Annotated in this window: 18 protein-coding genes and 4 pseudogenes; 16 read left to right on the top strand and 6 right to left on the bottom strand. The window is 60.3% G+C overall.

Annotated elements, in window-relative coordinates; genetic code table 11:
* Nucleotides 1–2: 2 nt before the first annotated feature.
* The 6 genes and pseudogenes from trbF to ABID59_RS21965 all read left to right on the top strand — a co-directional run bounded on the left by trbF (nucleotide 3) and on the right by ABID59_RS21965 (nucleotide 7267).
* Nucleotides 3–707, top strand: a pseudogene (trbF, locus tag ABID59_RS21990) (conjugal transfer protein TrbF).
* Nucleotides 708–796: 89 nt separating this feature from the next.
* A complete protein-coding gene (locus tag ABID59_RS37455) occupies nucleotides 797–955 on the top strand; it encodes a hypothetical protein (protein ID WP_502916818.1) in 159 nt (52 codons plus the stop codon).
* Nucleotides 956–1054: 99 nt separating this feature from the next.
* Nucleotides 1055–1500 (top strand): annotated as a pseudogene (locus tag ABID59_RS21980) (transposase); the annotation flags it as partial.
* Between the two features lie 813 nt (nucleotides 1501–2313).
* Nucleotides 2314–3618, top strand: coding sequence for a lysine N(6)-hydroxylase/L-ornithine N(5)-oxygenase family protein (locus tag ABID59_RS21975; protein ID WP_354084816.1), 1305 nt, complete (start codon nucleotides 2314–2316; stop codon nucleotides 3616–3618).
* Nucleotides 3619–4183: 565 nt separating this feature from the next.
* On the top strand, nucleotides 4184–4963 hold the full coding sequence (locus ABID59_RS21970) for a phytanoyl-CoA dioxygenase family protein (RefSeq protein ID WP_148774680.1): 780 nt from the start codon (nucleotides 4184–4186) through the stop codon (nucleotides 4961–4963).
* A gap of 306 nt (nucleotides 4964–5269) precedes the next feature.
* Nucleotides 5270–7267: a class I tRNA ligase family protein gene (locus tag ABID59_RS21965; protein ID WP_354084746.1), complete on the top strand. Its 1998-nt coding sequence runs from the start codon at nucleotides 5270–5272 to the stop codon at nucleotides 7265–7267.
* A gap of 183 nt (nucleotides 7268–7450) precedes the next feature.
* Here ABID59_RS21965 and ABID59_RS21960 read toward each other — a convergent pair.
* Nucleotides 7451–7738, bottom strand: a pseudogene (locus ABID59_RS21960) (IS630 family transposase); the annotation flags it as partial.
* Between the two features lie 171 nt (nucleotides 7739–7909).
* Here ABID59_RS21960 and ABID59_RS21955 point away from each other — a divergent pair.
* From ABID59_RS21955 to ABID59_RS21945, 3 genes and pseudogenes are all read left to right on the top strand, one after another.
* Nucleotides 7910–8374: a glycoside hydrolase family protein gene (locus ABID59_RS21955; RefSeq protein ID WP_148774682.1), complete on the top strand. Its 465-nt coding sequence runs from the start codon at nucleotides 7910–7912 to the stop codon at nucleotides 8372–8374.
* A 30-nt stretch (nucleotides 8375–8404) separates the two neighbouring features.
* Nucleotides 8405–8701, top strand: a pseudogene (locus tag ABID59_RS21950) (TraB/TrbI/VirB10 family type IV secretion system protein); the annotation flags it as partial.
* A complete protein-coding gene (locus tag ABID59_RS21945; protein WP_148774683.1) occupies nucleotides 8698–8955 on the top strand; it encodes a DUF2274 domain-containing protein in 258 nt (85 codons plus the stop codon). The pseudogene ABID59_RS21950 and the gene ABID59_RS21945, both read left to right, overlap by 4 nt.
* On the opposite strand, the gene ABID59_RS21940 is transcribed toward ABID59_RS21945, so the two are convergent.
* From ABID59_RS21940 to ABID59_RS21920, 5 genes are all read right to left on the bottom strand, one after another.
* Nucleotides 8919–9830: a LysR family transcriptional regulator gene (locus tag ABID59_RS21940; RefSeq protein WP_354084745.1), complete on the bottom strand. Its 912-nt coding sequence runs from the start codon at nucleotides 9828–9830 to the stop codon at nucleotides 8919–8921. The two genes, ABID59_RS21945 and ABID59_RS21940, sit on opposite strands and share 37 nt — an antisense overlap.
* A 561-nt stretch (nucleotides 9831–10391) precedes the next feature.
* Nucleotides 10392–10712 carry a helix-turn-helix domain-containing protein gene (locus ABID59_RS21935; RefSeq protein WP_354084744.1) on the bottom strand — a complete coding sequence of 107 codons (321 nt, stop codon included), beginning with the start codon at nucleotides 10710–10712 and terminating at the stop codon, nucleotides 10392–10394.
* 999 nt (nucleotides 10713–11711) lie between these two features.
* The gene (locus ABID59_RS21930; protein ID WP_354084743.1) at nucleotides 11712–12620 is read right to left on the bottom strand and encodes a LysR family transcriptional regulator; all 909 of its coding nucleotides are present in this window, start codon (nucleotides 12618–12620) and stop codon (nucleotides 11712–11714) included.
* Nucleotides 12621–12825: 205 nt separating this feature from the next.
* Nucleotides 12826–13668 (bottom strand): isocitrate lyase/phosphoenolpyruvate mutase family protein, encoded by an 843-nt coding sequence (locus tag ABID59_RS21925; protein ID WP_354084742.1) that lies wholly within the window; start codon nucleotides 13666–13668, stop codon nucleotides 12826–12828.
* 41 nt (nucleotides 13669–13709) lie between these two features.
* Entirely contained in the window at nucleotides 13710–14909 is a 1200-nt protein-coding gene (locus tag ABID59_RS21920) for a pyridoxal phosphate-dependent aminotransferase (RefSeq protein ID WP_354084741.1), read from the bottom strand.
* Between the two features lie 18 nt (nucleotides 14910–14927).
* Here ABID59_RS21920 and ABID59_RS21915 point away from each other — a divergent pair, with 18 nt between their 5' ends.
* From ABID59_RS21915 to ABID59_RS21885, 7 genes are all read left to right on the top strand, one after another.
* Nucleotides 14928–15155, top strand: coding sequence for a hypothetical protein (locus tag ABID59_RS21915; protein ID WP_148774688.1), 228 nt, complete (start codon nucleotides 14928–14930; stop codon nucleotides 15153–15155).
* 493 nt (nucleotides 15156–15648) lie between these two features.
* Nucleotides 15649–16827, top strand: coding sequence for an ABC transporter ATP-binding protein (locus ABID59_RS21910; RefSeq protein ID WP_148774689.1), 1179 nt, complete (start codon nucleotides 15649–15651; stop codon nucleotides 16825–16827).
* The gene (locus tag ABID59_RS21905; RefSeq protein WP_502916817.1) at nucleotides 16824–17798 is read left to right on the top strand and encodes a carbohydrate ABC transporter permease; all 975 of its coding nucleotides are present in this window, start codon (nucleotides 16824–16826) and stop codon (nucleotides 17796–17798) included. The genes ABID59_RS21910 and ABID59_RS21905 overlap by 4 nt, the downstream gene beginning before the upstream one ends.
* The gene (locus ABID59_RS21900) at nucleotides 17795–18643 is read left to right on the top strand and encodes a carbohydrate ABC transporter permease (RefSeq protein ID WP_354084739.1); all 849 of its coding nucleotides are present in this window, start codon (nucleotides 17795–17797) and stop codon (nucleotides 18641–18643) included. The genes ABID59_RS21905 and ABID59_RS21900 overlap by 4 nt, the downstream gene beginning before the upstream one ends.
* A 16-nt stretch (nucleotides 18644–18659) precedes the next feature.
* Nucleotides 18660–19925, top strand: a complete 1266-nt coding sequence (locus tag ABID59_RS21895; protein ID WP_354084738.1) for an extracellular solute-binding protein — start codon at nucleotides 18660–18662, stop codon at nucleotides 19923–19925.
* Nucleotides 19926–19953: 28 nt separating this feature from the next.
* Nucleotides 19954–21066 carry an aminotransferase-like domain-containing protein gene (locus ABID59_RS21890; protein ID WP_148774692.1) on the top strand — a complete coding sequence of 371 codons (1113 nt, stop codon included), beginning with the start codon at nucleotides 19954–19956 and terminating at the stop codon, nucleotides 21064–21066.
* Nucleotides 20978–22132: a succinylglutamate desuccinylase/aspartoacylase family protein gene (locus tag ABID59_RS21885; RefSeq protein ID WP_354084737.1), complete on the top strand. Its 1155-nt coding sequence runs from the start codon at nucleotides 20978–20980 to the stop codon at nucleotides 22130–22132. Before ABID59_RS21890 ends, ABID59_RS21885 begins: the two co-directional genes overlap by 89 nt.
* The last annotated feature ends 105 nt before the right edge of the window (nucleotides 22133–22237 follow it).

Genomic DNA, 22237 nt, shown 5'->3' with positions numbered 1-22237 from the left:
GAATGTCAGTCTTTCGGCGATCGTCGGCCGCTACGGCCGAACACCCGAACCCGCAACTCCATACCAGCGCGCGGCGCAGGTTTGGAATGAGCGCATCGGCTCGGCCCGCGTGCAAGCCAAGAACTGGCAGCCGATGGCATTCGGTTCGCTGATCGTGGCTTGCGGCCTCGTCGGCGGGCTCGTCTGGCAGTCCGCGCACGGCACCGTCGTTCCCTAGGTGTACAGGTCGACGAGCTCGGCGAGGCGCAAGCTATGGCGCCGGCTGCGGCCGACTACAGGCCGAGCGGCCCGCAGATTGCCTGGTACCTCGCCCACTTCACCACGATGGTGCGCTCGCTTCCAGCCGATCCGATCATCGTGCAGCAGAAGTGGCCGCAGGCCTACGATTTCACGACCAGGGCGCGCGCATTGGCGCTGAACGACTACGCCCGCGCCAATGACCCCTCGCCAGTCTCGGCAAGGAGCAGGTCGCGATCGACGTCTCCAGCGTCATTCGCGCTTCGCCCGACAGCTTCCGCGTCGCCTGGGTCGAGCAGGGCTAACAGGACTTGGCGCTCGCCGGCACCACACTTTGGGCTGCGATCCTTGCCATCGCGATTCAGCCTCCAACCGACGCCGATCGGCTGCGCAAGAATCCGCTCGGCATCTACGTCAACGCCATCAACTGGTCGAAGGAGCTGGGACATGACCCCCGCCGATTTCCGTAAGCGCCGGCGGTCCGGCTTCGCCTCTCTCAATCGTTCAGCAAAGCCGGAAAGACAGGGATACGTGCTTCCGTAAATCCGCACTTACGGCTTTGCTGCTGCCCGTCGCGACGCACGGCGGCTGCGCGCGCACAATCTCATCCCCCGACATCAACTACGATACCGCGGCGCCGGCGACGCTCACCGCCGATCCGCCGTCGCCCGTCAAGATCGTGGAATTGCCAAACCCCTGCCGCTATCAGGGCAGTTGAAACCGCTCGCCGCCGGCAAACGAATCCCGAAAGCTGCTGAATCGAAGGTTCTCGTCAAACAGGCCAACGCCGCAGCACGGGTGCAGCCGGTCCGCACCGGCCAAATCCTTCGAGGGCAATCCGTATGACGGCCACACGCTCGCAGCGACGGTCGATCAGGCGGTGGAGATTGGGGTATCGATCCGGACCGCATCTACGTCGACAAGGACTATCGCGGCCATGATTACGCCGGCTCGGGTTCGGTGATGATCGCCGGCAGCAAGCGCGGCCTGACCGCCACCATGAAGCGGGAGATGAAGCGACGATCGGCCATCGAGGCCACCATCGGTCACATGAAAACCGATGGGCGGCTGGACCGAAACTTCCTTCTCGGTCATGGTGGCGACGCGATCAATGCTCTGCTCGTGGCTGCCGGCCACAATCTGCTCCTCATCCTCGCCACACTTGGGCTTTGGCGTGCGCTCATCCTGTTCGCTATCGCTGCTTGCGCCGCCAAACCGGATACTTCCTCCCGTCGCCGCGGCACTGCCGCGTCAATGGCTTAGCCATTGTTCAAGGCGGACTACGTAAACCAGGGTTGCTAGCGTGGAACGGATGTCGTCCCACCTTGCGTTCTCATTGGCCTTCGTCGCGAGGCCGAGCCCAGCTCAAGACGTTCACGCAGCTAGCCCGATCGTGCGCGACGCCCGATAGTCAGCTGCGCAACGGAAATTCCTTTTCAAGGGATCGATACTCGTCGCCGAGGCCATTCCTCGATGACGATCGTGGAAAGTGCCAAGGGCGCCTGCAACGCCATGAAGCCGAAAAGTACGACTACGAGCAAAATCGGCGCCGGTGCAGGGTTTCGGCCTCAATGTCGGATACTCGACAGGTTCGCATACCTGCTTTCCGTTGCTTTGCTGCTGTGTTGCTCTGGCACGTTCGATGCAGAGGACCTCCCGAACGCAGCAGCGGATGTCTTCTATGATCAAACCGACGGGAAAATGCTGTCGCCGCACTCATGACCGTGTCCCCGCTGGTCGCCAAGCAGGCCGAAGGTCGGCCCATCACGGTCGAGGCGGGCAACTGAGCCCAATTGCAATGAGGGATAGGCTGGGAAAGCATGTCACTGATCACGCCGAGATCATCGAGGCGGGATTCTCGATACCAGCCACGCGGCACATGTCGCCGGCATGAGTGCCGATCTCATCACGGAGCCCGGATCCGCAGGCGGGACACGCGATAATACGAACGCGCGGACAAACTGTCGCAAGTCGGGCGGCGTCGACGATGCCTGCGGGGAGGGTAAGCCCAACGGCCATGGCCGACATTCGCCGCGCACAGCGCATGTTTTGGAAACGTCAGTAGTAGCAAGGCAACTGGAGCTCTCTTGCATTGGGATCGGTGCTGGCCCGTCCAATTTGAGCCTTGCGTGTCAGATACACGAGCAAATCGGGCACGGGGCACTGTTCTTGGATCGGCAAGTTGACTTCCGCTGGCATCCAGGAAGCGCATTCGATTCCTCAGAACTCCAGGTCAGCCACGTCAAGGATCTGGTCACGCTGGTTAATCCGCGATCAGCCTACACTTTCATAAACTACCTGCACGAGAACGGGCGTCTCTACCACTTCCTGAATGCACAGTTCGCTGCTGTTCTCAGGGCTGAGTTCGAGCAATACCTGAACTGGGCGTTCCGCAGGAACCCGCTTGTCCGCGGCGGCGAGACGGTGCGCGAAATACGCTATGATGGCGAGTTTCGGGTGCGAACCGACGATGCAGTTCTCAGTGCAAGAGACCTAGTGGTCGGCATTGGCAAGCAGGCGCAAATTCCGCCTCAGTTTCGGGGCTGGATTGGACGCAACCTGTTCCACTCATCTGAATTACTGCACATCCATCCTGAGGTGCACAAAAAGCATGTTTATGTTGTCGGCGGAGGACAGTCGGGAGCCGAGGTGCTGTTGCATCTTGTCGGCCGGCCGGAAGAAAGGCGGCCTGCCTCGATCACCTGGATCTCGCAGCGCGAAAACTACCTGCCCCTCGACAACAGCCCGTTCACAAACGAGTTGTTCATGCCCTGTTTTTCGGATCGTTTCGCGGCCATGAGCGAGCCGCAGCGCAAGTTGTTTCTCCGGCGTTTCGTGCTTGCCTCGGACGGGATTTCGGAAAGCACGCTGCGCGCTGTGTATCAGACGCTGTACCGCCACGCATTTCTCGAGCCAAACCCGTGCGACATCACACTGCGGCCGGGCTGCACCGTCTCACACTGCATCAACGCCGGCGCGGGTCACAGGCTGACCCTCCAGCACGGCATGGAGGAGGTCGAAGAACTCACGGCCGACATCGTCATCCTGGCCACCGGTTACGTGAACGCGGTGCCAGACTTCTTTGAACCGATGGCGGACCGGCTGGAACATATCGACAATGAGTTGGCCGTTCGCGAGGATTTTTCGGTGTGCTGGGACGGACCACGTGACAGACGCATCTACGTACAGAACGCGAGCCTCGGGCAGCGCGGGCTGGCCGATCCGAACCTAAGCCTGCTGGCCTGGCGAGCTCGCCGCATTCTTGACAGCCTTCTACAGCGCCCACCGCGCGCGAATCCCGAGCATCCTGGCTTCATCAGCCGTACCTCCGTCGAGGGCTGGCCCGACCCAGTAGCCGAAGAAATGGGCAGCGGGATATGACTCGCCGACGACTGATCATCGGCGGGGGCCTCCAAGGAATGATGTCCGCCTCGGCTGCGGCGAAGGCCGGAGCCCTCTCCGAGCTCATCGTGACTGAACAAGCCATTGGACCTGTCGGCGCACCGCGTTGTTCTGCGGGGCTGCATTTGCGTAAGGATCCCAGCAGTTCGCTCACTCGCAGTTGCGCAGTGACCTTGGTGGTCATGGCTGGGTCGGCGGTCAGCGGCGTGTTCCGGCCCGTAGCGGTGCGTGTCGAGGCTGGCCCGGGTGAGATAAGCAATGATCGGGACCAGTTTAATGCCTACCAAGTAGCCGCATCATCAATAGCATGCTTGGCCGTGATCACCGTGCAGACGTACCGGCCCCACAGATCTTTACGGGCCCGGACGATCTCTCCAGTGAGGAGAGACAACAAAGTCCTGCAATACACCCGGGGCGGAACGCACTTAGCACCACCGTCCACATACCGTGGAGTACCGTCAGCGTCGACCCACAATCTGACCAGCGCCCGACTCCCCTGCCCGGAATGTTCGACCAACCAGTCTTACCAACAGGAGGCTTTCGCATGTTGACTGATGCACAAAGAGAAAAGTGGCAGAAAGTTGGATACCTTAAGCTCGAAACGTTCTTCGATCCCGCGGCTCGGGAGGGTATTTCCAGCTTTGTCGAAGATATCTCACGCTGGGATGTCAGCGACGATAAATGGCTCATGTGGTTCGAGAAGACAACGGACAATCGAAAGATCATCTCTAAGGTCGAGAATTTTCTCGATTTTCACGATCCATTGCGTTCTCTTCTCCTAGAAGATCAGCGCATAAAGTCTGTTGTCGAGGAGCTGCTTGGCGAAGATTCGCGCAGGCTCAAGGAGTTGCTTATTTTCCACTATCCCGATAGCGGCGGCTATCGCCCGCATCAAGACATTTATCACATTCCACACAGGCTGCCCGACCGGATGGTCCATGCGGTCGTTGCCATAGGCATTGACGACTCCGACCCGGACAACGGCGGCCTTTTCTTCAGCCCCGGCAACCACAAGAAGGGGGTATTTCCCATGGACGCCGGCGGGGTGATCGATCCTGAAGTCACCGAAACGTTTTCCTGGGAGCCCATAGTATGGAAGGCTGGCGACATCTTCATCTTCGACGATTACGCGCCGCATTACTCACAACCGAACAAAAGCAATCGTTCTCGGCGGACACTCTACTTGGTGTTCCAGCGTGCTTCAACCGGTGGACCGACCCGCGCCGAATATAACGTGCTTAAGCGCGCCGTTAATCCGCCAGAGGGCAAAGTGGCCGATCTCGACAACCTCAAGCCCCCCAACGGCATTTTCTATCGGGATTGAGCTCACGGACCAGGCTCGGCATGCACACGAAACTGATCGACCATAAAGATGCGGGCGGAGAGCGTGGCGTTCTGATTGCCGGCTACTGGAGCACCGCGCGCAGTCCGGTATGTCGGTTGTGGAGGTGTCGCCGGGTCGACGCTAAAGCCCTACTGGCCCCCGTCGTCGCTCGCCTGAGGCCTCAGCGCCGGATTATTCTAACGGGGGCGGCCAACCTGTCGGGCTGCCGTCTCTCTTCGCAACTTGCAGCAGAGGCTGTTTCGTTGGCAGCCGGAGATACCACTGCTTCAACAGCTGAGGTTCGTCATGCGGAAATTTACGTTTTCTCGAACGGAGCTGTCGCGGGCGTTCGGTATCGACGTGGCCACCCTTGGAACGGGAAGCGCTGGCACCGGGTTTTCATTCGGCAAGGTGGCACCGGGCGCCACATCCGAGCCCCATCGGCACGACGAAATCGAGGCTTTCGTAGTCCTGTCCGGAGCGGGCAAGGTCAGGACCGACCGTGGGGAAATCTCAGTCGCGGCCGGCGATGTCGTTCTGTTCCACCCTTTTGAAGCCCATGTGCTGCACAACGATAGGGACGAAGACCTAAATTTCGTCGATGTCTACTGGCGCGACGGCAAGGTCGCCCTCGAAGCTTCTGGACAGGTAGCCACTCCCCGCGGGCCGATCTTCGTCTTCTCCGCGCCGCCGACGCCTAATGGCGATCTGCATCTGGGGCATCTTTCTGGCCCTTATTTTGGCGCCGATGTCTACACGCGTTTCCTGCGCATGAAAGGGGTCGAAGCCTATCACCTGACTGGAAGCGACGATTACCAGAGCTACGTCGCCACGCATGCCGATGCCGATCAATCGACGCCCGCCAAGGTGGCGCGCCATTACGCCGACGAGATTAGAGCCACGCTTGCGCTTCTCGACTGTGAGGTCCACAACTTCCTCCTCACTTTGGGCGATAGCGCTTATGCAGAGTTTCAAGCCGCGTGTTTCCGTAGTCTTCTGAGCAGCACGGCGGTAGATCTGCGCCAGAGCCCTGCGCTCTTCGACGCTGTGACGGGCGACTACCTTTACGAACCGGATGTAAGCGGCCTCTGCCCCGATTGCGGCGGCTCCGCTGCCGGCAACATCTGCGAGGAATGCGGCGCGCCGAACTTATGCCACGACCTAGGTGCAGTCCGGTCGCGGCACTCGGCCGAGGCGCCGGTGGTCGGCTCCGTGCGCCGTCCCGAACTTGCGCTGGAACGGTGCTACGTCAATATCGACCGGCATTTAAGGGCGTCGGGCGCCCCCTTACGGATCATGGACCTCTTCGCGCGTCTACGCCAACGTGGCGACTTTTCCGTGCCCATCACCCACCCATCGGACTGGGGGTTACCGGCCGAGGGGTTCCCGGGGCAGGTGACCTGGGTCTGGCCAGAGATGGCGTTTGGTTTTCTTTACAACATCCAGGCGCTGGCTCGCTCGGTTGGTCGTGACTGGGATGCTTCCTTGCCCGGCGATGATTGGCAGCTTGTCCATTTCTTCGGCTTCGATAATTCCTTCTACCACACGCTACTTTATCCGGCGCTTTATGCTGAGGTATTCTCTCACTGGACGCCGCGCATCCGGTATCATGTGAACGAGTTCTACTTGCTCGACGGCCAGAAGTTCTCGACCAGCCGTGGCCATGCGGTCTGGGGCAAAGAGGTTCTTGGCCCAAAGACAGTCGATGTCGTGCGTCTTCATTTGGGCCTGACACGCCCGGAAGGTGAGCGGACGAACTTCACGCTGGACGCGCTACGCCGCACCGAAAACGAGGTGTTCCAAGGGATCTGGCTGAATTGGCTTGATGCGTTGCACCGGGAAATCAAGCGGGACTTTGGCGGCTGTGTGCCCGACGCAGGCGACTGGGCTCCCGCCGATCGCGATTTCTTTGCTCGGATAGAGATCCATCGCGCGGCGATGGAACGCGCCTATTCGGACGATGGCTTCTCGGTCCGGCGCGCGGCCGCGCAGGCCTGCGATTTCGTGAGCGATTGTGTAGTCTACCGACAGGCGCAAGACTATGAAGCGCCGCGACGTCTCTATCCCGCCCGCACCCGCACTTCGCTCGCCCTTCAGACGACGGCCGCTGCGATCCTGGCACAGACACTCGCGCCGCTCATGCCCCGATTTGCCAGCACTCTCGCGCGAGGCGTCGGCGGCGTGTCAACAGAAACATGGCCGCGGTCGGTCCAGAGGCTTGCGCCCGCAACGACCTTTGATCTCGGGCCCTTGCTGGCGTTCTATGCCAAAGCAGACATTCCTGTTCTCAATGAGGAGGCATAATAGCCTATCGTAATTTCCACCAGATTTGGGCGGCAATCAAAGCCGATAATGCCGAAGCTTTACTCGCTACCATTGGCTGGCGAAGGCGGGCTCCACTGCGCTGACCAACTTTTTCGGAATCGCGGAGAATTCCCGATTGCCAGCCGGTCAAGAAGGTCATGCGGTTCGGGGCGCTGGGTCAGCCTAGTGCGTTGATTCCAACACTTGGTGCCCACGTCTGACGGCTGCGATGATGTTGTCAGGGGCTGCTTTCCAAATGAACGGCTTTGGTTGTTCGTTGTGCTCTTTGATAAAGCGGTTGATGGCCGCCTGGAGATCAACGACGGAATGAAAGACACCATTTTTCAGTCGTCGCCGTGTGAGCTTTGCGAAGAAGCGCTCGACGGCGTTCAACCAGGAACACGATGTCGGAACGAAGTGGAATGTCCAGCGTGGGTGCCGCACCAACCAGGCCCGGACCTTCGGCTGTTCTCTGACGCATGTCGCGATTGCCTCGATGCAATTAACACGTCGCAATCGATCCAGTCCTCTCAAGCTCAGGTTCGACGTGGAATCTTCGCGAGTGACATGATTGGTATGACGCTTGCTATGTCTCCGCGTAGGTCCTCGTAGCTTCTGGCGGGTTCGGATTACCGTGAGACTTTGATCATACTTTCGCTCGCGGAGTGGCCCCGTCAGTGGCACGCTGACAATCGGCTTCGGCCATATCACGCCGCCGGCGGTCTGCAGATCTCGCAGGGCCTGTGCCTCACGCGTGCGCAGGCCGACGAGCTGCTCTCAGAGGATCTCGCGCCGTGCGAACGCGCGGTGAATCGCCTGCTGAAGGCCCGAGGTCGCGCGCACCAGTTCGATGCACTGGTCGACATCTACTTCAACTGCGCGTCGGGAGCGATTGCAGTGATCAAGCTGATCAATGCGGGGGCGGATCGCGGTGTCGGTCAGGCTTGGCATGACGTTTCTACCTTTTCCGCGACTTGGATCGGTCGAGGAGAAACGGAGATCGTTTTCTGGGAGCGGAAAGCAGTTTTCTATCCCTTCAACTCCGCCCCCTGTACGCAATCCGCAAAAATGGAGGTTCTATTTGTGTTTCAATGGGATCAGGCATGACCCAGCGTGATCGAAACGGAGGTAGTGGGTGGTTATGCCGGACTCGAGGACGCGGTCGACAACCATTGGGGCATGCTGTTCAAGGCCGCCGTTCTCTCGACCCTGCTCAGCGTCGGAGTCGAGGCCGGCACGAGCCAGAACGAGAACAACCTTGTTGAACCAATCCGAAGCGGGGCGTCTAACAGCATCAGCCAAACCGGCCAGCAGATCGTGCAGCGCCAGCTCAACATCCAGCCGACGCTGACTATCCGGCCGGGTTTCCCGATGCAGGTCATCGTCACGCGCGACCTGGTGCTGGCGCCCTACGGGAAAGGAGGAACACCGTGACGAAACTCAAGCTTGGGCCGCTCGCCGACGACAAGCCGGTCAAGCTCACCATCGAGCTGCCGGCGGCGGTCTTCAGGGATCTCCAAAGCTTTGTCGAAATTCTAATGCGTAACGGAGACGCGACGAAGCCGATCGAGCTGGTCAATTTGATCGCGCCGATGATCGAGCGTTTCATGGCAACCGACCGCGCCTTTGCGAACGCGCGGCGAAATGCTGCTCAGCCCGCACCTGCGTCACCGGAAAGATCCGGATAGCGCTCGCGAAGTAGGTCGAGGAACGGACTCAGCGATGGATTGCAGTTGGCCTGCCGCCAATAGGCGCGGAAGCTCAGCCGCGTCGGACCCTCGGCATCATGCACCTCGCGGAAGGTGACACCCGGATAGACTGCGCCAGTCGCACTTTCCAATATCAGTAGAATGCCCCAGCCCACGCCGACCAAGGAGAGGAGGCGGTCGAGCACGACATCATGGCGAAGCAGCAGGCAAGGGTCGGAGGATCCCAATTTGCTGATGAGGAGCTTCAGGAATTCCGGTCCCGGGCCTCGCTGTGACATTAAAAGCGATTCGCGCCTCAGTTCGCCCCAGTGAACTACGTCACGGCCCGCCAACGGATGGTTCGCGGGGAGGGCGGCAACGACACGCTCGCTCCAGAGCAACAATGACCTGTCACTCCATTTCGGATTGGGCTCGACCACGAAGGCGACGTCAACGGCGGAGCTGGCGAGATCCGCGATCAAATGGTCTCTCGAGCCGTCGACCAGTTGCCTATCGACATCGGGGAAGCGGTGCCGGTGCTCGAGGAGAGTGGCCCGGAGATTGCCGGCTGAGAGGGAGGTGTGGATGCCGATGGTCAACCGACCGCTCTCGCCACGCGAGCGGGTCTTGAGACGAGCGGTCATTGCATCAGCTTCGCCCACGACGCGCCGGGCGGCATCGAGGAATTCCTGACCTTCAATGGTCGGTCGCGTACCGCCACTTGTGCGCTCGAACAGAGTGCTGCCCAACTTGCATTCGAGATTGCGCAAGCGGCGACTAAGAGTCGACTGCTTGATGTTGAGCGTCTCCGCCGCTTGCCGCAGGCTTCGGTGCTGGGACGCAGCGATCGCCCAGCGTAGATCTCGGAACTCCACAGGCGCGGTCGAAGCCCTATGGCGAGTTGCCGGTGACAAAACTGCTTCTTGAATGGGTCACTCCATTTGCATGCGCTTCTTCAGCACCCCTGCCAGCGAATTCGTTGACTACTGTGAGGTGCGGTCAATTCGGAATAGCTAGGATTCCGGTTCCGGCGGCGTCCCAGACGAGGACACCACCGTAATTTTGGAAGCTTTGATCTTGCGCTTGAGCGCCCGCCTTTTCATGGTGGCCGTCAATCGAGCTTTCTCAGTCCTCTCTTTCGATGTGTTCAAAGGTGGGTTGCGAACCGATAGTCTCAAACTGGACATGCTGCTCTCCTTCATTTTCCTCATATGTGTCGATTGAAGCCGCAGCCCACCTATTGCCTCCTATCGCGAGTTGAGTGGACTTCCACGGTGGCTTGCCTCTCTTGGCCGTCAGGCGCAATCGATGTGCCTCTCCAGAGCAGGGATCTCGTTATCTGGCCTCCATTGCGCGGATTTCGAGCGGCTCGGCCCGCGGAAGTGTTCCTGATCGCTCAGCCGTAGTCAGGTCGATTTGGGATTCGTTGCCTGAATTCAAGCATGGCGAATGCAGATCAGATTTCTCCCGCTGAGTGACTTCCATGTTTTCGAGTATGAACCGCGCGATACAAAAAAGACGACGACTTGCGGCTGTCGACGAATGCCAGCATTCGACCGCTCAAAAATCGCAATACCCACGAGATGCTCAAGCTGCCGTATTGAGCGGCTAAGGGTCGTTTGTTTGATAAGAGGTACGTCAGCCGCCCGTCGGAGACTTCCGAAGTCCGCGGCTATAACAGCATAGCGAAGTTGCCGAGGATCAAGGTTCGGAATTCGAGGTGCTTCGATAGACAGTCGCGAGCCTAGATCATCCATCGCACTTACCAAATTAAAAGGTAACAAAGCTGTGCGCATGGATTGTGACGATTTTTAGTTGTGTGGGACGGTCCGCCAGCGGCCGAGCTCAGCCAGATGACCCACCGCGGGTCCCCGGCTTTGCATGCTCAGCACAGGCTCACATTCGGGATTGCGAAAGATGGGTCCAGTCGAGATCAATGCGCTGCTCATGATCGACCGACTACGCACAAATGCTTGAGAGATTTGATGCATTTGCCAAGCTCTAAGCGCTCCCCTGTTACTGTGAGACCGTCGCCGCTCAAGGCGTCTTGCGGACCTGCATCGGGCTTACGTCATCGGCCGCTGCCATGCTGCAAGACGCGCTCAGATTGTAGCCCGAGCCCAATGAGGGCGGGTGTCATCCATCGCAAAACCAGAGCGTTTCATCAAACGATTCGATGTCTGTTGCGCGACGGAAGATCGTGACTCTGACTATCGATCAGGGCGGATGCTTTGAGACACGCCGTCCGACGTTACGCGCTGATCCGGGTATAGCCGGAGCTGTCGCGCTCACGTCGAGCTAGGCGCCAACAACCGACGCACCTATTTGGTGTGGCTTGCGCCAACAAGGGAGTTTCCACCGTGCTCGAAAATCCGCATCTGAGCGCCGGAGATCAGTCCGACAAGGATGAGAGCATGCGCGCTTCCTGCGTTTTGGCCTTCGCGATTACACGAGGCGTTGCGCGTTGCGCCAGTCCGGCGATGTTGCGTCATCGTGACTGAAGCGCTCGCGCGCTCGCGGGCTATACAAGCTCCGAAGCGTTTCCTGCGCGTTGCGCGGCGATCCGGCTTCGTCCCATTCGCGTGTCGGAGCGGCGCGCTCCGTCACGCTTTTGCGAAACCTGATTAGACTAGCTAGATCAGAGTCCAGCGGTCGATGGGCCTTGGCGCGGCGAGCTCGTGATTGGTGGCGCAATCAGCTCTTCAGCCATCCAATAAGTCGGATTGGAGATGACCATCTGGAGACCTCATGCGATATCAAGCGGCTTCCGGAAGGGTGGCCTTTTTACAAAGGCGGACTAGCCAACGGCAAAAAGCACGAGAAAGTTCGGGATTGTCACTGCGGTCGACCGCATAGGCCCGATAGTGCATGCCGCTGGGCGCACGTGATCCTGGTATCACATGTAGAGCGCCCCCGCGCACCAGATCGCTGACAATGATTTCGGGCGCTACCAGAAGGCATTTTCCCGTCATGACCGCCGGTAGAGCAAGGTAATTGTGATCATAACGCGCCCCCGAGCTTATATCTTTAGTGGTCAGGTTCATCGCCCGCAGCCATGTGGGCAGGATGTCGGGCCGAGATGTGATATTCAGAATCGGCATTGCGCGAACAATCGAGAGGCCTTTACCATCGACGTGATTTGGAGAGCCCACACAGACCAGTTGCTCGTTGTAGATTTCCCAATCGTCGGCCGGTTCGACGATGGAAAGATCGCGTGTAATCAGGATGTCGAAATCGTCGGAGGATATGGGCAGTGACAGTGAGCTGATCACATCCACGATGACGCCGCCCATTTCAGCGGAAAATGCCTGGAGATTCGGAATCAGAAGAGAGTACGCGAAGGTCGAAAGCGACGTGCGGACCACAAGCCGATTGACGTCTGGACGATCCCGCCGGCGCATTCTCTTAGCGGTGAAGCACACGGTGTCTAGCGGCTCGGCGACTGTGTTCGCAAAGAGCCGTCCGAATTCCGTCAATTCGCTCCGCTTGCCGCGTCGTTGCATGAGGTCTGTGCCCAGATGGTCCTGCAGCACGGCCAGGTAGCGGCTGACGGAGCTCTGGGTCATTCCCAGTGCGTGAGCCGCGCGCGTGACGCTTCCTTCTCGCGCGATCATCACGAACACGCGGATCGCGTTGAGGGGCACGTCATTCTCTTCGGTGGCCATCTTCTATGCCGGAAAAATTGTCGCTACTTCTTACTGGCAGCAGGCCACGAAAAAATGAAAGTTCCCAGCAGATTATTCGATGTCTGTCGCCGGATTACTGCTTATAAACGATATATCGCGCGCAAAAACGGCCTAAGCCAAAAACGAACGGCGTAATGGCCTATCGCGCTGAAAACCTCGCCATTCGCGGCGCGGCTGGAACGGATCAGCAAAGGAAGCGAGATTCGGCTGATTTAATCTCGTCCATCCTCTGAAGTCTAAAAATCTCCTCCACCGGCAGAATGTCCTTGTGAACGTTCTGGACGCCGTCATCGGCGATGATCCGGCGGAAGGTCTCCTGCATGCCAGTTGCAGCAGCGCGGATCCCGTAGTTGCCGTAGATCGTCATGCGAATATTGCCGAGTGCCTTGACGCGGTCGGCATTAAGTTCCGGGTACGCGTTCGGCACGATCGCCAGCGGCACCGATCCGGTCCAGGCGCGTGAAAAGCTTTCGATCTCGGAAGGATCCCTCTTTTTCGAATGGATCAAGATCATGTCGGCGCCAGCGTCCACATAGGCTTGAGCACGCTGCAGGGCTTCGGTTTCGCCGAGGCCTGCGATCAGCGCTTCGGTGCGGGCGATCACGAGAAAATCCGGATCCTGTCTTGTCGTGACGGCGGCCGCGATTTTGCCCTTGAACTCCTCAATGCGCAGCAGTTCCTGGCGCCCACCGGCAACGAGGCTCGTCACTTTCGGAAAGGTCTTGTCTTCAATGACGACGGCGCTCGCACCGGCCCGCTCGTATTCGCCGATTGCATGGATGACATTGATTGCGTTGCCGTAGCCCGTATCGATATCGGCGACGATCGGCAGCGTCGTGCGTCCGGCGATCGCCCGCAGCATGTCGAGATGCTGGGTCATCGAGATCAGGCTCATGTCCGGCAGGCCGTAAAGCGCCGACAACTCGAAGCCGGAGGCCCACAGGCCATCGAATCCGGCTTCTTCGGCGAGGATCGCCGAAAGCGGGCTGTGGGCGGCCATGATGTGGACAAGACTGGTCTCGGCCATGCGAGCGCGAAGGCGTTTGGCAGGGGACATCCGGAGATCTTTCAGGACAGGGCTGCGCAGGCGGCGATGATGCGGTCGCAGGCGCGGGTGAGGTCCTCGAGCGAGGAGGCGTAGGAAATGCGGATATAGGGCGAGGCCATAAATCCGCTTCCGGGCACGACGGCTATGGCGAATGCGTCGAGCAGGTACATGGCAAAATCGGTGTCGGTTTCGATCACCTTGCCGCCCGGTGTGCGCTTGCCGATAACACCCGCGCAAGAGGGAAAAACGTAGAAGGCGCCGTCCGGCACGCGACATGAAAGCCCCGCGGCCTGGTTCAGCTTGGCAACGACGAGGTCGCGGCGCTGCAGAAAGGCGCTCGCGAATTCCTGGATATGCTTCCGCCCGCCGGACAGCGCCTCGATGGCGGCATATTGGGAAATCGAACTGGTGTGCGAGGAGGTCTGGCCCTGGATGAGGTTCATGGCCTTGATCAGCGCCAGAGGCCCCGCGCCATAACCGACGCGCCAGCCAGTCATCGCGTCGGCCTTGGACACGCCGTTGACCGTCAGCGTGCGCTCGTAGAGGTCCGGCGCGACCGCCGCCATGCTAGCAAAGTCGGCGTTGTAGGTGAGCTTTTCATAAATATCGTCGGAGAGCACATGGACATGGCCATGGCGCCGCAACACCGCAGCGAGCGCGAGCAATTCGCCTCGGCTGTACACCGCACCGGTCGGGTTGGACGGCGAATTCAGCATGAGCCACTTGGTGCGCGGCGTGATGGCAGCTTCGAGCGCCTCGGGGCGTAGCTTGAAGCCATGGAATTCATCGCAGGCGACGAGAACCGGCTTGCCGCCAGCCAGCGCCACCATATCGGGATAGGAGACCCAACAGGGTGTCGGGATCACCACCTCCTCGTCCGGGTCGAGGGTGGCGAACAGTGCGTTGAATACGACCTGCTTGGCCCCACAGCCGACCGTAATTTGGTCGATGTCGTAGTCGAGCCCGTGATCGCGGCGGAAGCTCTCGCGGATCACGTTGCGCAGCGGCTTGATACCGGCGACCGCGGTGTATTTCGTCCGCCCATCCCGGATCGCCCGGATACCGGCTTCGCAGACAGCAGACGGCGTGTCGAAATCCGGTTCGCCCTGGCTGAGCGTGATCACATCGGCGCCCCGATCTTTCAGTTCGGCAGCGCGGGCCGTCATGGCCTTGGTTTCGGAGGGACGAACGGCATTGAGCCGTTCTGCAACGAGAGACAAGATCGAATACCTGCGAATTTGAAAGCAAAAACTCCCGACGACTTCTACTCGTTCCTTGATGGCTTAACCAATCAGACCATCGCGTTTTCAAATGAAGGCATCGAGAACTACGATGCTTTACGCCCGTCGCGTCGACATGCCTTTCTCGCAGGCGCGCCGTCCAGCGGTCAAAGCCGCGAGCAAGATCAGAACACTGATGACGTTGGTCACGGCTCGCACCTCGGACAAGCGAGACTGAAGATTTGAACGAGCGCGCCTAGAAAAACATTGTGAGATAGGTGCGCACGCCGGTGCGGTTCGCTTCCGTTTTGTCGCGCCGATGCATGCGCTCCGCAGTTAACAGGATCGCTTGCTTAGCGAGGGCGTCGGCGGAGGCCGACAATTCGCTGTTCGGCTGCCCAACTCGGCGACCTTTGACTCGAGACAGTTTTCCCGACAGCGAGGATGCTAGCCGAACCTCCGGCTGATACCGAGGCCTTTGCCACCCGCGTCGCCCACGAGACCTTTCCACCAAAGTTGCGCACCGCACTCACCGATTGCGCTTACTTTCCGTCGCTCTCCCAAGAGCGGAACACGTCATCGCATCTGCGGATGTACATATCGAATTATTCGATGGTCGTCATCCGACTGTAGCAGTACGAGTTTCTAAGGTCTGGCACGCCAGCGTACACGTCCAAACGGGATGATCTCGGTGCCGTGCTCCGCAGGGGGTTTTCATGACGATGTGGAGGTAACGGCGATGGCATCCGTATCGATTGACAGCATCCATAAGAATTACGGCGCAACATCCGTCTTGCGTGGTGTTTCGCTGTCGATAGCGGATGGCGAGTTCCTGACGCTGTTGGGACCATCGGGGTGTGGGAAGTCGACGCTGCTGCGTATCCTGGCGGGACTCGAGGTGCAGGATGCAGGTTCGCTCTCGATTGGCGAGCGGGCTGTCGACAACCTCAGGCCGAAGTGCCGGGACGTAGCGATGGTGTTCCAGTCTTATGCGCTCTATCCCCATATGACGGTTGCCTCCAACATGGGCCTGCCGCTTCGAATGCGCCGGCTCTCGACCTTCGAGAGGCTTCCTCTTCTGGGCCGCCTGCTGCCGGGAACGGCGCGGATCGCTGCCGAGATCGACGCGGAAGTCACCCGTACGGCCAAGTCCCTCGGCATTGGCCACCTGCTGGCCCGCAAACCGGGGCAGCTCTCCGGCGGCCAGCGCCAGCGCGTGGCGGTCGGCCGGGCGATGGTGCGTCATCCGGCTGTTTTCCTGATGGATGAGCCGCTGTCAAATCTCGACGCCAAGCTCCGTGTGCAGATGCGCGCCGAAATCAAGGAACTGCACCAGCGGCTCGGGGTCACCTTCGTCTATGTCACTCATGACCAAGCCGAGGCCATGACGCTGTCGGACCGCGTGGCTGTGATGCTCGACGGCGAGTTGTTGCAGGTCGCTCCGCCGCAGGAGATCTATGCCGATCCGGACGACCGGCGCGTCGCCGAATTCATCGGTTCGCCCAAGATCAACATGCTCGACGGTGTGGTGCGCGAACGTGGCCTGATCGATGTGGCCGGATCGACGCTTGCGATCGGGGCCGATGCGCTTGCCGGAGCGCATCTCACCCTCGGCATTCGCCCCGAGGCTTTTCATCTCGCCGAACGCGGCGGGCAGGGCGCACTGACCGGTTCCGTGCGCATGATCGAGCATATGGGCTCCGATCTCTTCGTCCATCTCGATCTGGCGGGCGGCGATCATCCGTTGATCGCAAGGCTGCTGGCCGAACGGGCGCCTCATGTCGTCCCCGGCCAGACCCTACACGTCGGCGTCGGGCCAGATCGCGTGCTTCTGTTTGATCATGATGGGCGTCGTTTGCGCCAAGAAGTCGAATCCGGCCGGGCGTCGGTCACGCCGATCCGGGAGGTCGCCCGATGAGCGAGCCTCTTGCTCTTACCGGCGCTCCCGACGAGCCATCTGCGACGGGTAGCGTTCGAGCGCTCCCATCCCCCGCCGTCGCACCGGCCCGCAGGCGGGCCTTGACAGAAGCGCTGGCGGCCTGGGCGCTGGCCGGGCCGGCGGTCTTCTTTCTGCTCGCCCTGTTCTTCCTGCCGGTGATCGGCGTCCTTGTCATCGCGCTCACCGACTGGCAATTCGGCGCGCTGACGCTCGCCTTTGTCGGCCTCGCCAACTTCCGCGAGGTCTTCGCTGACGATGGTTTTAGGGCCTCGCTCGTCAACACAATCGTCTACGTTCTGATCGTCGTGCCGGGCACCCTCGTCTTTGGCCTTCTGATTGCGCTTCTGATCGAAAGCGGAAAGTCCTGCCGCTCCTTTTACCGCGCCATCCACTTCCTGCCCTTCATGGCGACGCTCACGGCCATGGCGGTCGCTTGGGAGGCATTGCTGCATCCCACGATCGGCCTCGTCAACCAGACGCTCGCCGCCATCGGCCTGCCGACCGCCAACTGGCTGCGCGACGAGAATACGGCCCTCCCGGTGCTGGCCGTCATCGGTATCTGGCAGAACCTGGGCTACGCCATGGTGCTGTTTCTGGCGGGCCTGAAGAGCATCCCGCAGGATCTCTACGATGCTGCCGATATCGACGGTGCTGACCTTTGGCTCGACCGATTTCGCACCGTCACCTTGCCGCTGCTCGGGCCGGTCTCGATGTTCGTCGTCATCGTCGTGGCGCTGAGGGCATTCGAGTCTTTCGACACCGTGAAAGTGCTTACCCAAGGCGGGCCCGGCCACGCCTCCGAAATGCTGCTCTACACGCTATATCGGGAGAGCTTTGAGTATCTGCGCACCGGACATGGCGCCGCCGTTGCGGTCGTCTTTCTCGCCATCGTCGTGACCCTCACCCTCGCTCAAGCCCGGCTCATGGATAGGAAGGTGCATTACCAATGAGCATCAACATGCACCCGAACCGCTTGTTGCAGCCGTCCGCCATCGTTCGCCATGCGGTTCTACTCACCACCGGCGCGCTCATTCTTGTACCTTTCGTCTGGATGGTGTCGCTATCGCTCAAGCCGCCGGGGGAGATCTTCCGCGCGTCATTCTCCTTTTGGCCGACGCAATTCTATGGCGTCGAGAACTACACCAAGGCGCTTACCGAAGCGCCGCTGCCGCGCTATATGGGCAATGGCCTGATCGTTTGTGCTCTGATCCTCGCCCTTCAGATCCTCGTATGCGCCCCTTGCGCCTATGCGCTCGCCAAGCTTCGCTTTCCCGGCCGAGACCTGCTCTTCGCCATGGTGTTGATCGGCCTGCTGCTGCCGCACCAGGTGCTCTCGCTGCCGCTCTTCGTCCTCGGTTACCAGCTTGGCATTCTCAACACGTATGCTGCGCTTATCTTCCCTTATGTGGTCTCGCCCTTCGGCATCTTCCTGTTCCGCCAGTTCTTCAAGACCATTCCCGATGACGTGGTCCATGCCGCGCGGCTCGACGGTCTCTCAGAAATCGCGATCGTGTGGAAGATCATGGTGCCAATGGCACTGCCGGCACTTGCCGCATTCTCGATCTTCTCAGTTGTTGGCCATTGGAATGATCTGTTCTGGCCATTGATTGCGGTACGGGACGAATCCCTGATGCCTCCGCCCCTCGGAATCATGGCTTTCAAGAGCGAAGAGTCCGGCAATGACTACGGCCCGCTGATGGCCGCATCGACCCTTATCGTTCTCCCCCTGGTCGTCGCTTTCCTTGCCGCTCAGAAGTGGTTCGTCGAAGGTATGACTGGCGGAGCCGTCAAGTAGGATCGTGGAGCGCCAAATGGATCTCACCCGCAGGAAGGCCCTGATCGGGCTTTGTGTGGCGGCTGTCCCCGCGCCGCGGGCGGCGTCCGCCGCTCAGAGACCCCTGAGGATTAGTGTGCCGATGGGCCTCCATCAGAAAATGATTGAGGAGCTCGGGGCACGATTTACCAAGGCCAATCCGGCCATTGCCGTCGAGTTCTTGGGCAAGGGCGATAATTGGGATCCCCTGCTGCAGGTCACGCTTCGCGAGGGCCTCGTCAACGGTCTGCCCGATGCGACTTGGCAGTCGCTTGCCTATGCGCGCCTCCTTGCCCGTCGCGGCTACATACAACCACTCGATCCTTTGGCCGGTGGCCGGGCTGCCTTCACCGCACTCGGCCTCCCGGAGCCTCTGCTGGAATCAATCTCTGGCGATAGCGGCGTCCACGCGATGCCGTTCGGAACCACGATCCCTGTCGTTTACTACAACATGGATCTCCTGAAGCGGGCCGGGCACGCCGCCGCGCAGCCGCCCTCAACCTGGGACGAGATTATCGAGGTTGCCGGAAAGATCTCTGCACTCGACCGTACGATCACCGGCGGCTTCATTGAAAACGACGCGAGCAACGCTTGGATCTTCCAGAACCTGGTTGCAAGTTCCGGTGGGCGGATGATGACGCCCGATCTATCCGACGTCGCGTTCAATGCCCCCGAAGGCCGCAGCTCCCTGGAGCTTCTCTGGCGGTTTGGCGATGTGAGCGGGACGAACATGAGCCGCGAGCAGGCGCGGCAGGCGTTCAATGCCGGTGCTTGTGGCATTCTGATCAGATCCGCCAGCGGAACTACGTCCGTCTCCGAGGCCACCCAGAGGCGCTTCGAGTTGATGGTCGGCCGGTTGCCCATCCCGAGCCCAAAGGGTCGCTTGGTGGGAGCTGGCCATGGATTCATGGTCTTCACCAAGGATACGGAACGACAGAAGGCGCTGTGGACCTTCTTCCGCTTCGCCGCAAGTGCCGAGGGCCAGATGATCCTTGCACGGCAGAGCGGCTACATGCCGGTCAACATGTCGGCGCTCGGGCAAGCCGATTTCCTCAAGGAGTATCTTCAGATCAATCCCTATCACCGTGCCGCCGTTGAAGCCCTCGCGATCACCACGGATCAGTTCTCGTTCCCCAAAGACAACACGGTCAAGATCACCGACATGATGGCCGATGTCATGCGGGACGTCGTGGCGCATCGGACGAGGCCTGATGTCGCGCTGAAGGCGATGGCCGATCAGACCCGCAAGCTCCTGAGCTCCTGAGACGCTCTTCATCCAACCGGAAATCCCCATGACACTATCGTTCCGCCCAAGCGACATTCTGAACATGAGCGGCAATCTGCCGCCCAAGGTGCCGCATGTCTTCGATGAAGCCTATCGTGGCGCCGTTCAACGGGTTCTTGGCGAGTGCGAGCCGAATGATCTGATCGGTGCACATCAATTTCGCGGCAGCGATCGCGATCGCGCGCTTGGCGCCCGCTTTATTGGCCGCCGAATGCAGGACGTTCCAGCGGTGGACAGAGTGGTCGTTGCCAATGGCACGCAAAGCATCCTGATGATGCTGCTCGCCAGCCTCGTCGGCCCCAATCGACGCCTCGCTATCGAGACCCTGAGCTATCCGACGATGCGCACCTTCGCCCAGCATCTCGGTTTCCAGCTCTCACCGATCCCGATGGACGGCGAGGGCGCCCGGCCGGATGCCTTCGAGGCGATCTGCCGTGCCGATCGCCCAGCCGCCTATTATGCGATGCCGACGCTCCAGAATCCGACGACGGGAATGATGAGCCTCGAGCGGCGCAAGGCTATCGCTGAGATCTGCCGGCGCTACGAGGTCGCGATCATCGAGGACGACATTTACAGCCTGCTTCCCAAGGATATCCCCCCGCCATTATCGAGTTTTGCGCCGGAGATCTCCTGGTACGTGCTCGGCACCGCCAAGTCGCTGGCCGCTGCGCTGAAGATCGCCTACCTCGTTGCACCAAGTGCCGAGGCCGCGGCGGAGCGGTTCTGGCCGGGCGTGCGCGCCACCTACTGGATGTGCGCCCCCATGAACGGCGCGATCGTATCGTCTCTCATCGAAACCGGGTCTGTCGACGACATCATCGAGGCGGTGCGAGCCGAGACGCGTATTCGCCAATCCATGGTAATCGACAGCATTTCCAGCTCCGACCTTCGCAGCCGGCCTGATTGCCTCCACGTCTATCTCCCGCTACCCACAGATCGCCCGGCGCAGGAGTTCGTCGCCAAAGTGAGGGCGCTTGGCGTCGACGTCAGCCCCGCCGGCACATACGCCATGGACGATAGCCCTGCACCAAATGCAATTCGCTTTGGCACGGGCACGCCGCGCGATCGAGTTGCCTTCGAACGCGGGCTCTTCGCAATCACAAAAGTCTATCGTGGATAAGGGACACGTCATGAACGATAAAGCAAAGCAAGCGTCCAAGATCTGGACCGATCTCGATATCGACGCGCCAGGCAAGCAGACCGGCTTTCTCTGGTTGCCACTGGCTGTGCACGATCGCTCCGGCGACGACGCCGGCTACAATTGCGAGCCGATTCCGATTGTGACGATCCGTAACGGAGAAGGTCCGAGCGTGCTGCTGATGGCCGGCAATCACGGCAACGAATACGAAGGACAGATCATCCTGATGAAGCTGATCCGCACGCTGAAAGTGGAAGACGTGCGCGGCCGGCTGATTATTCTACCGGCTGCGAACGCGCCAGCCGTGCGGGGAGATCGGCGCAATTCCCCGCTCGATGACGGAAACTTGAACCGTCAGTTTCCCGGTGACCCCTCTGGGGGCCCGACCGCGATGATCGCCCATTTCATCGAGAGCGTCATCCTGCCGCGCGTCGAGTATGTCATCGACCTGCATTCGGGCAGTCTCACCGCCGAGTATCTGCCTTGTGCCGTCGTCGCCCGTCCTCCAAACCCGGATCACCTGGAGGAGGCGCTGACACGTCTGCGCGTGTTCGGCATGCCAGTCGGCATGATCATCGAACATTCAACCGGCGGCGATGGCGCGTTGATCGGCGCCTGCCGCCGCCAGGGCGTCAAACATCTGTCGACTGAGCTTGGCGGCGGCGGCGACGTCAACCGTGCTGCCGTGGAGATGGCAGAATATGGATTGGCGCGGCTCCTCCATCACATCGGAGCAACCAGCCGCGCTCTGACCGATCGGCGTGCGCCTGATTGTCGGTTCGTCGCACGCGTTCCCAGCCGCGACTATGTCTATGCCGGCAGCAGCGAACGAGGACTGTTCGAACCTCTGGTAGGCCTCAATGACACGGTCGAGGCCGGCCAAGTGGTCGGTAGAATCCACTTCACGACGACGCCCTGGCGAGACCCCGAGCCCGTAATCACCAGGACTGATGGACTCGTGCTCACAAGGCGAATCCCGGCGCGAACCGGGCGAGGCGATTGCGTCTTTGCTCTTGGCCGTGACTGGTCACCCGCCGGCACAAACTGAAGCATCTTGAGCAGGCCCAAGCGGTGCGGCCCGCAGGCGGGCAAGCATCGGGGTTCATAACGTCACCTTCCTCGCGACCGAGTTCTGGACATTCTATGTCTACGC

It is taken from the genome of Bradyrhizobium sp. S3.3.6, assembly GCF_040546905.1.
Taxonomy (GTDB): Bacteria; Pseudomonadota; Alphaproteobacteria; order Rhizobiales; family Xanthobacteraceae; genus Bradyrhizobium; species Bradyrhizobium cytisi.
Note: the sequence above shows the minus strand (reverse complement) of the source record. Positions and strands in the feature narration are given on the sequence as shown.

What these genes read in the sequence shown, in the direction of transcription:
- ABID59_RS21970 (WP_148774680.1), top strand. Translation starts at nt 4,184, where the DNA reads ATGTTGACTGATGCACAAAGAGAAAAGTGGCAGAAAGTTGGATACCTT.
- ABID59_RS21910 (WP_148774689.1), top strand. Translation starts at nt 15,649, where the DNA reads ATGGCATCCGTATCGATTGACAGCATCCATAAGAATTACGGCGCAACA.
- ABID59_RS21895 (WP_354084738.1), top strand. Translation starts at nt 18,660, where the DNA reads ATGGATCTCACCCGCAGGAAGGCCCTGATCGGGCTTTGTGTGGCGGCT.
- ABID59_RS21925 (WP_354084742.1), bottom strand. Translation starts at nt 13,668, where the DNA reads ATGGCCGAGACCAGTCTTGTCCACATCATGGCCGCCCACAGCCCGCTT.
- ABID59_RS21930 (WP_354084743.1), bottom strand. Translation starts at nt 12,620, where the DNA reads ATGGCCACCGAAGAGAATGACGTGCCCCTCAACGCGATCCGCGTGTTC.
- ABID59_RS21890 (WP_148774692.1), top strand. Translation starts at nt 19,954, where the DNA reads ATGACACTATCGTTCCGCCCAAGCGACATTCTGAACATGAGCGGCAAT.
- ABID59_RS21885 (WP_354084737.1), top strand. Translation starts at nt 20,978, where the DNA reads ATGCAATTCGCTTTGGCACGGGCACGCCGCGCGATCGAGTTGCCTTCG.
- ABID59_RS21900 (WP_354084739.1), top strand. Translation starts at nt 17,795, where the DNA reads ATGAGCATCAACATGCACCCGAACCGCTTGTTGCAGCCGTCCGCCATC.
- ABID59_RS21905 (WP_502916817.1), top strand. Translation starts at nt 16,824, where the DNA reads ATGAGCGAGCCTCTTGCTCTTACCGGCGCTCCCGACGAGCCATCTGCG.
- ABID59_RS21965 (WP_354084746.1), top strand. Translation starts at nt 5,270, where the DNA reads ATGCGGAAATTTACGTTTTCTCGAACGGAGCTGTCGCGGGCGTTCGGT.
- ABID59_RS21935 (WP_354084744.1), bottom strand. Translation starts at nt 10,712, where the DNA reads ATGGATGATCTAGGCTCGCGACTGTCTATCGAAGCACCTCGAATTCCG.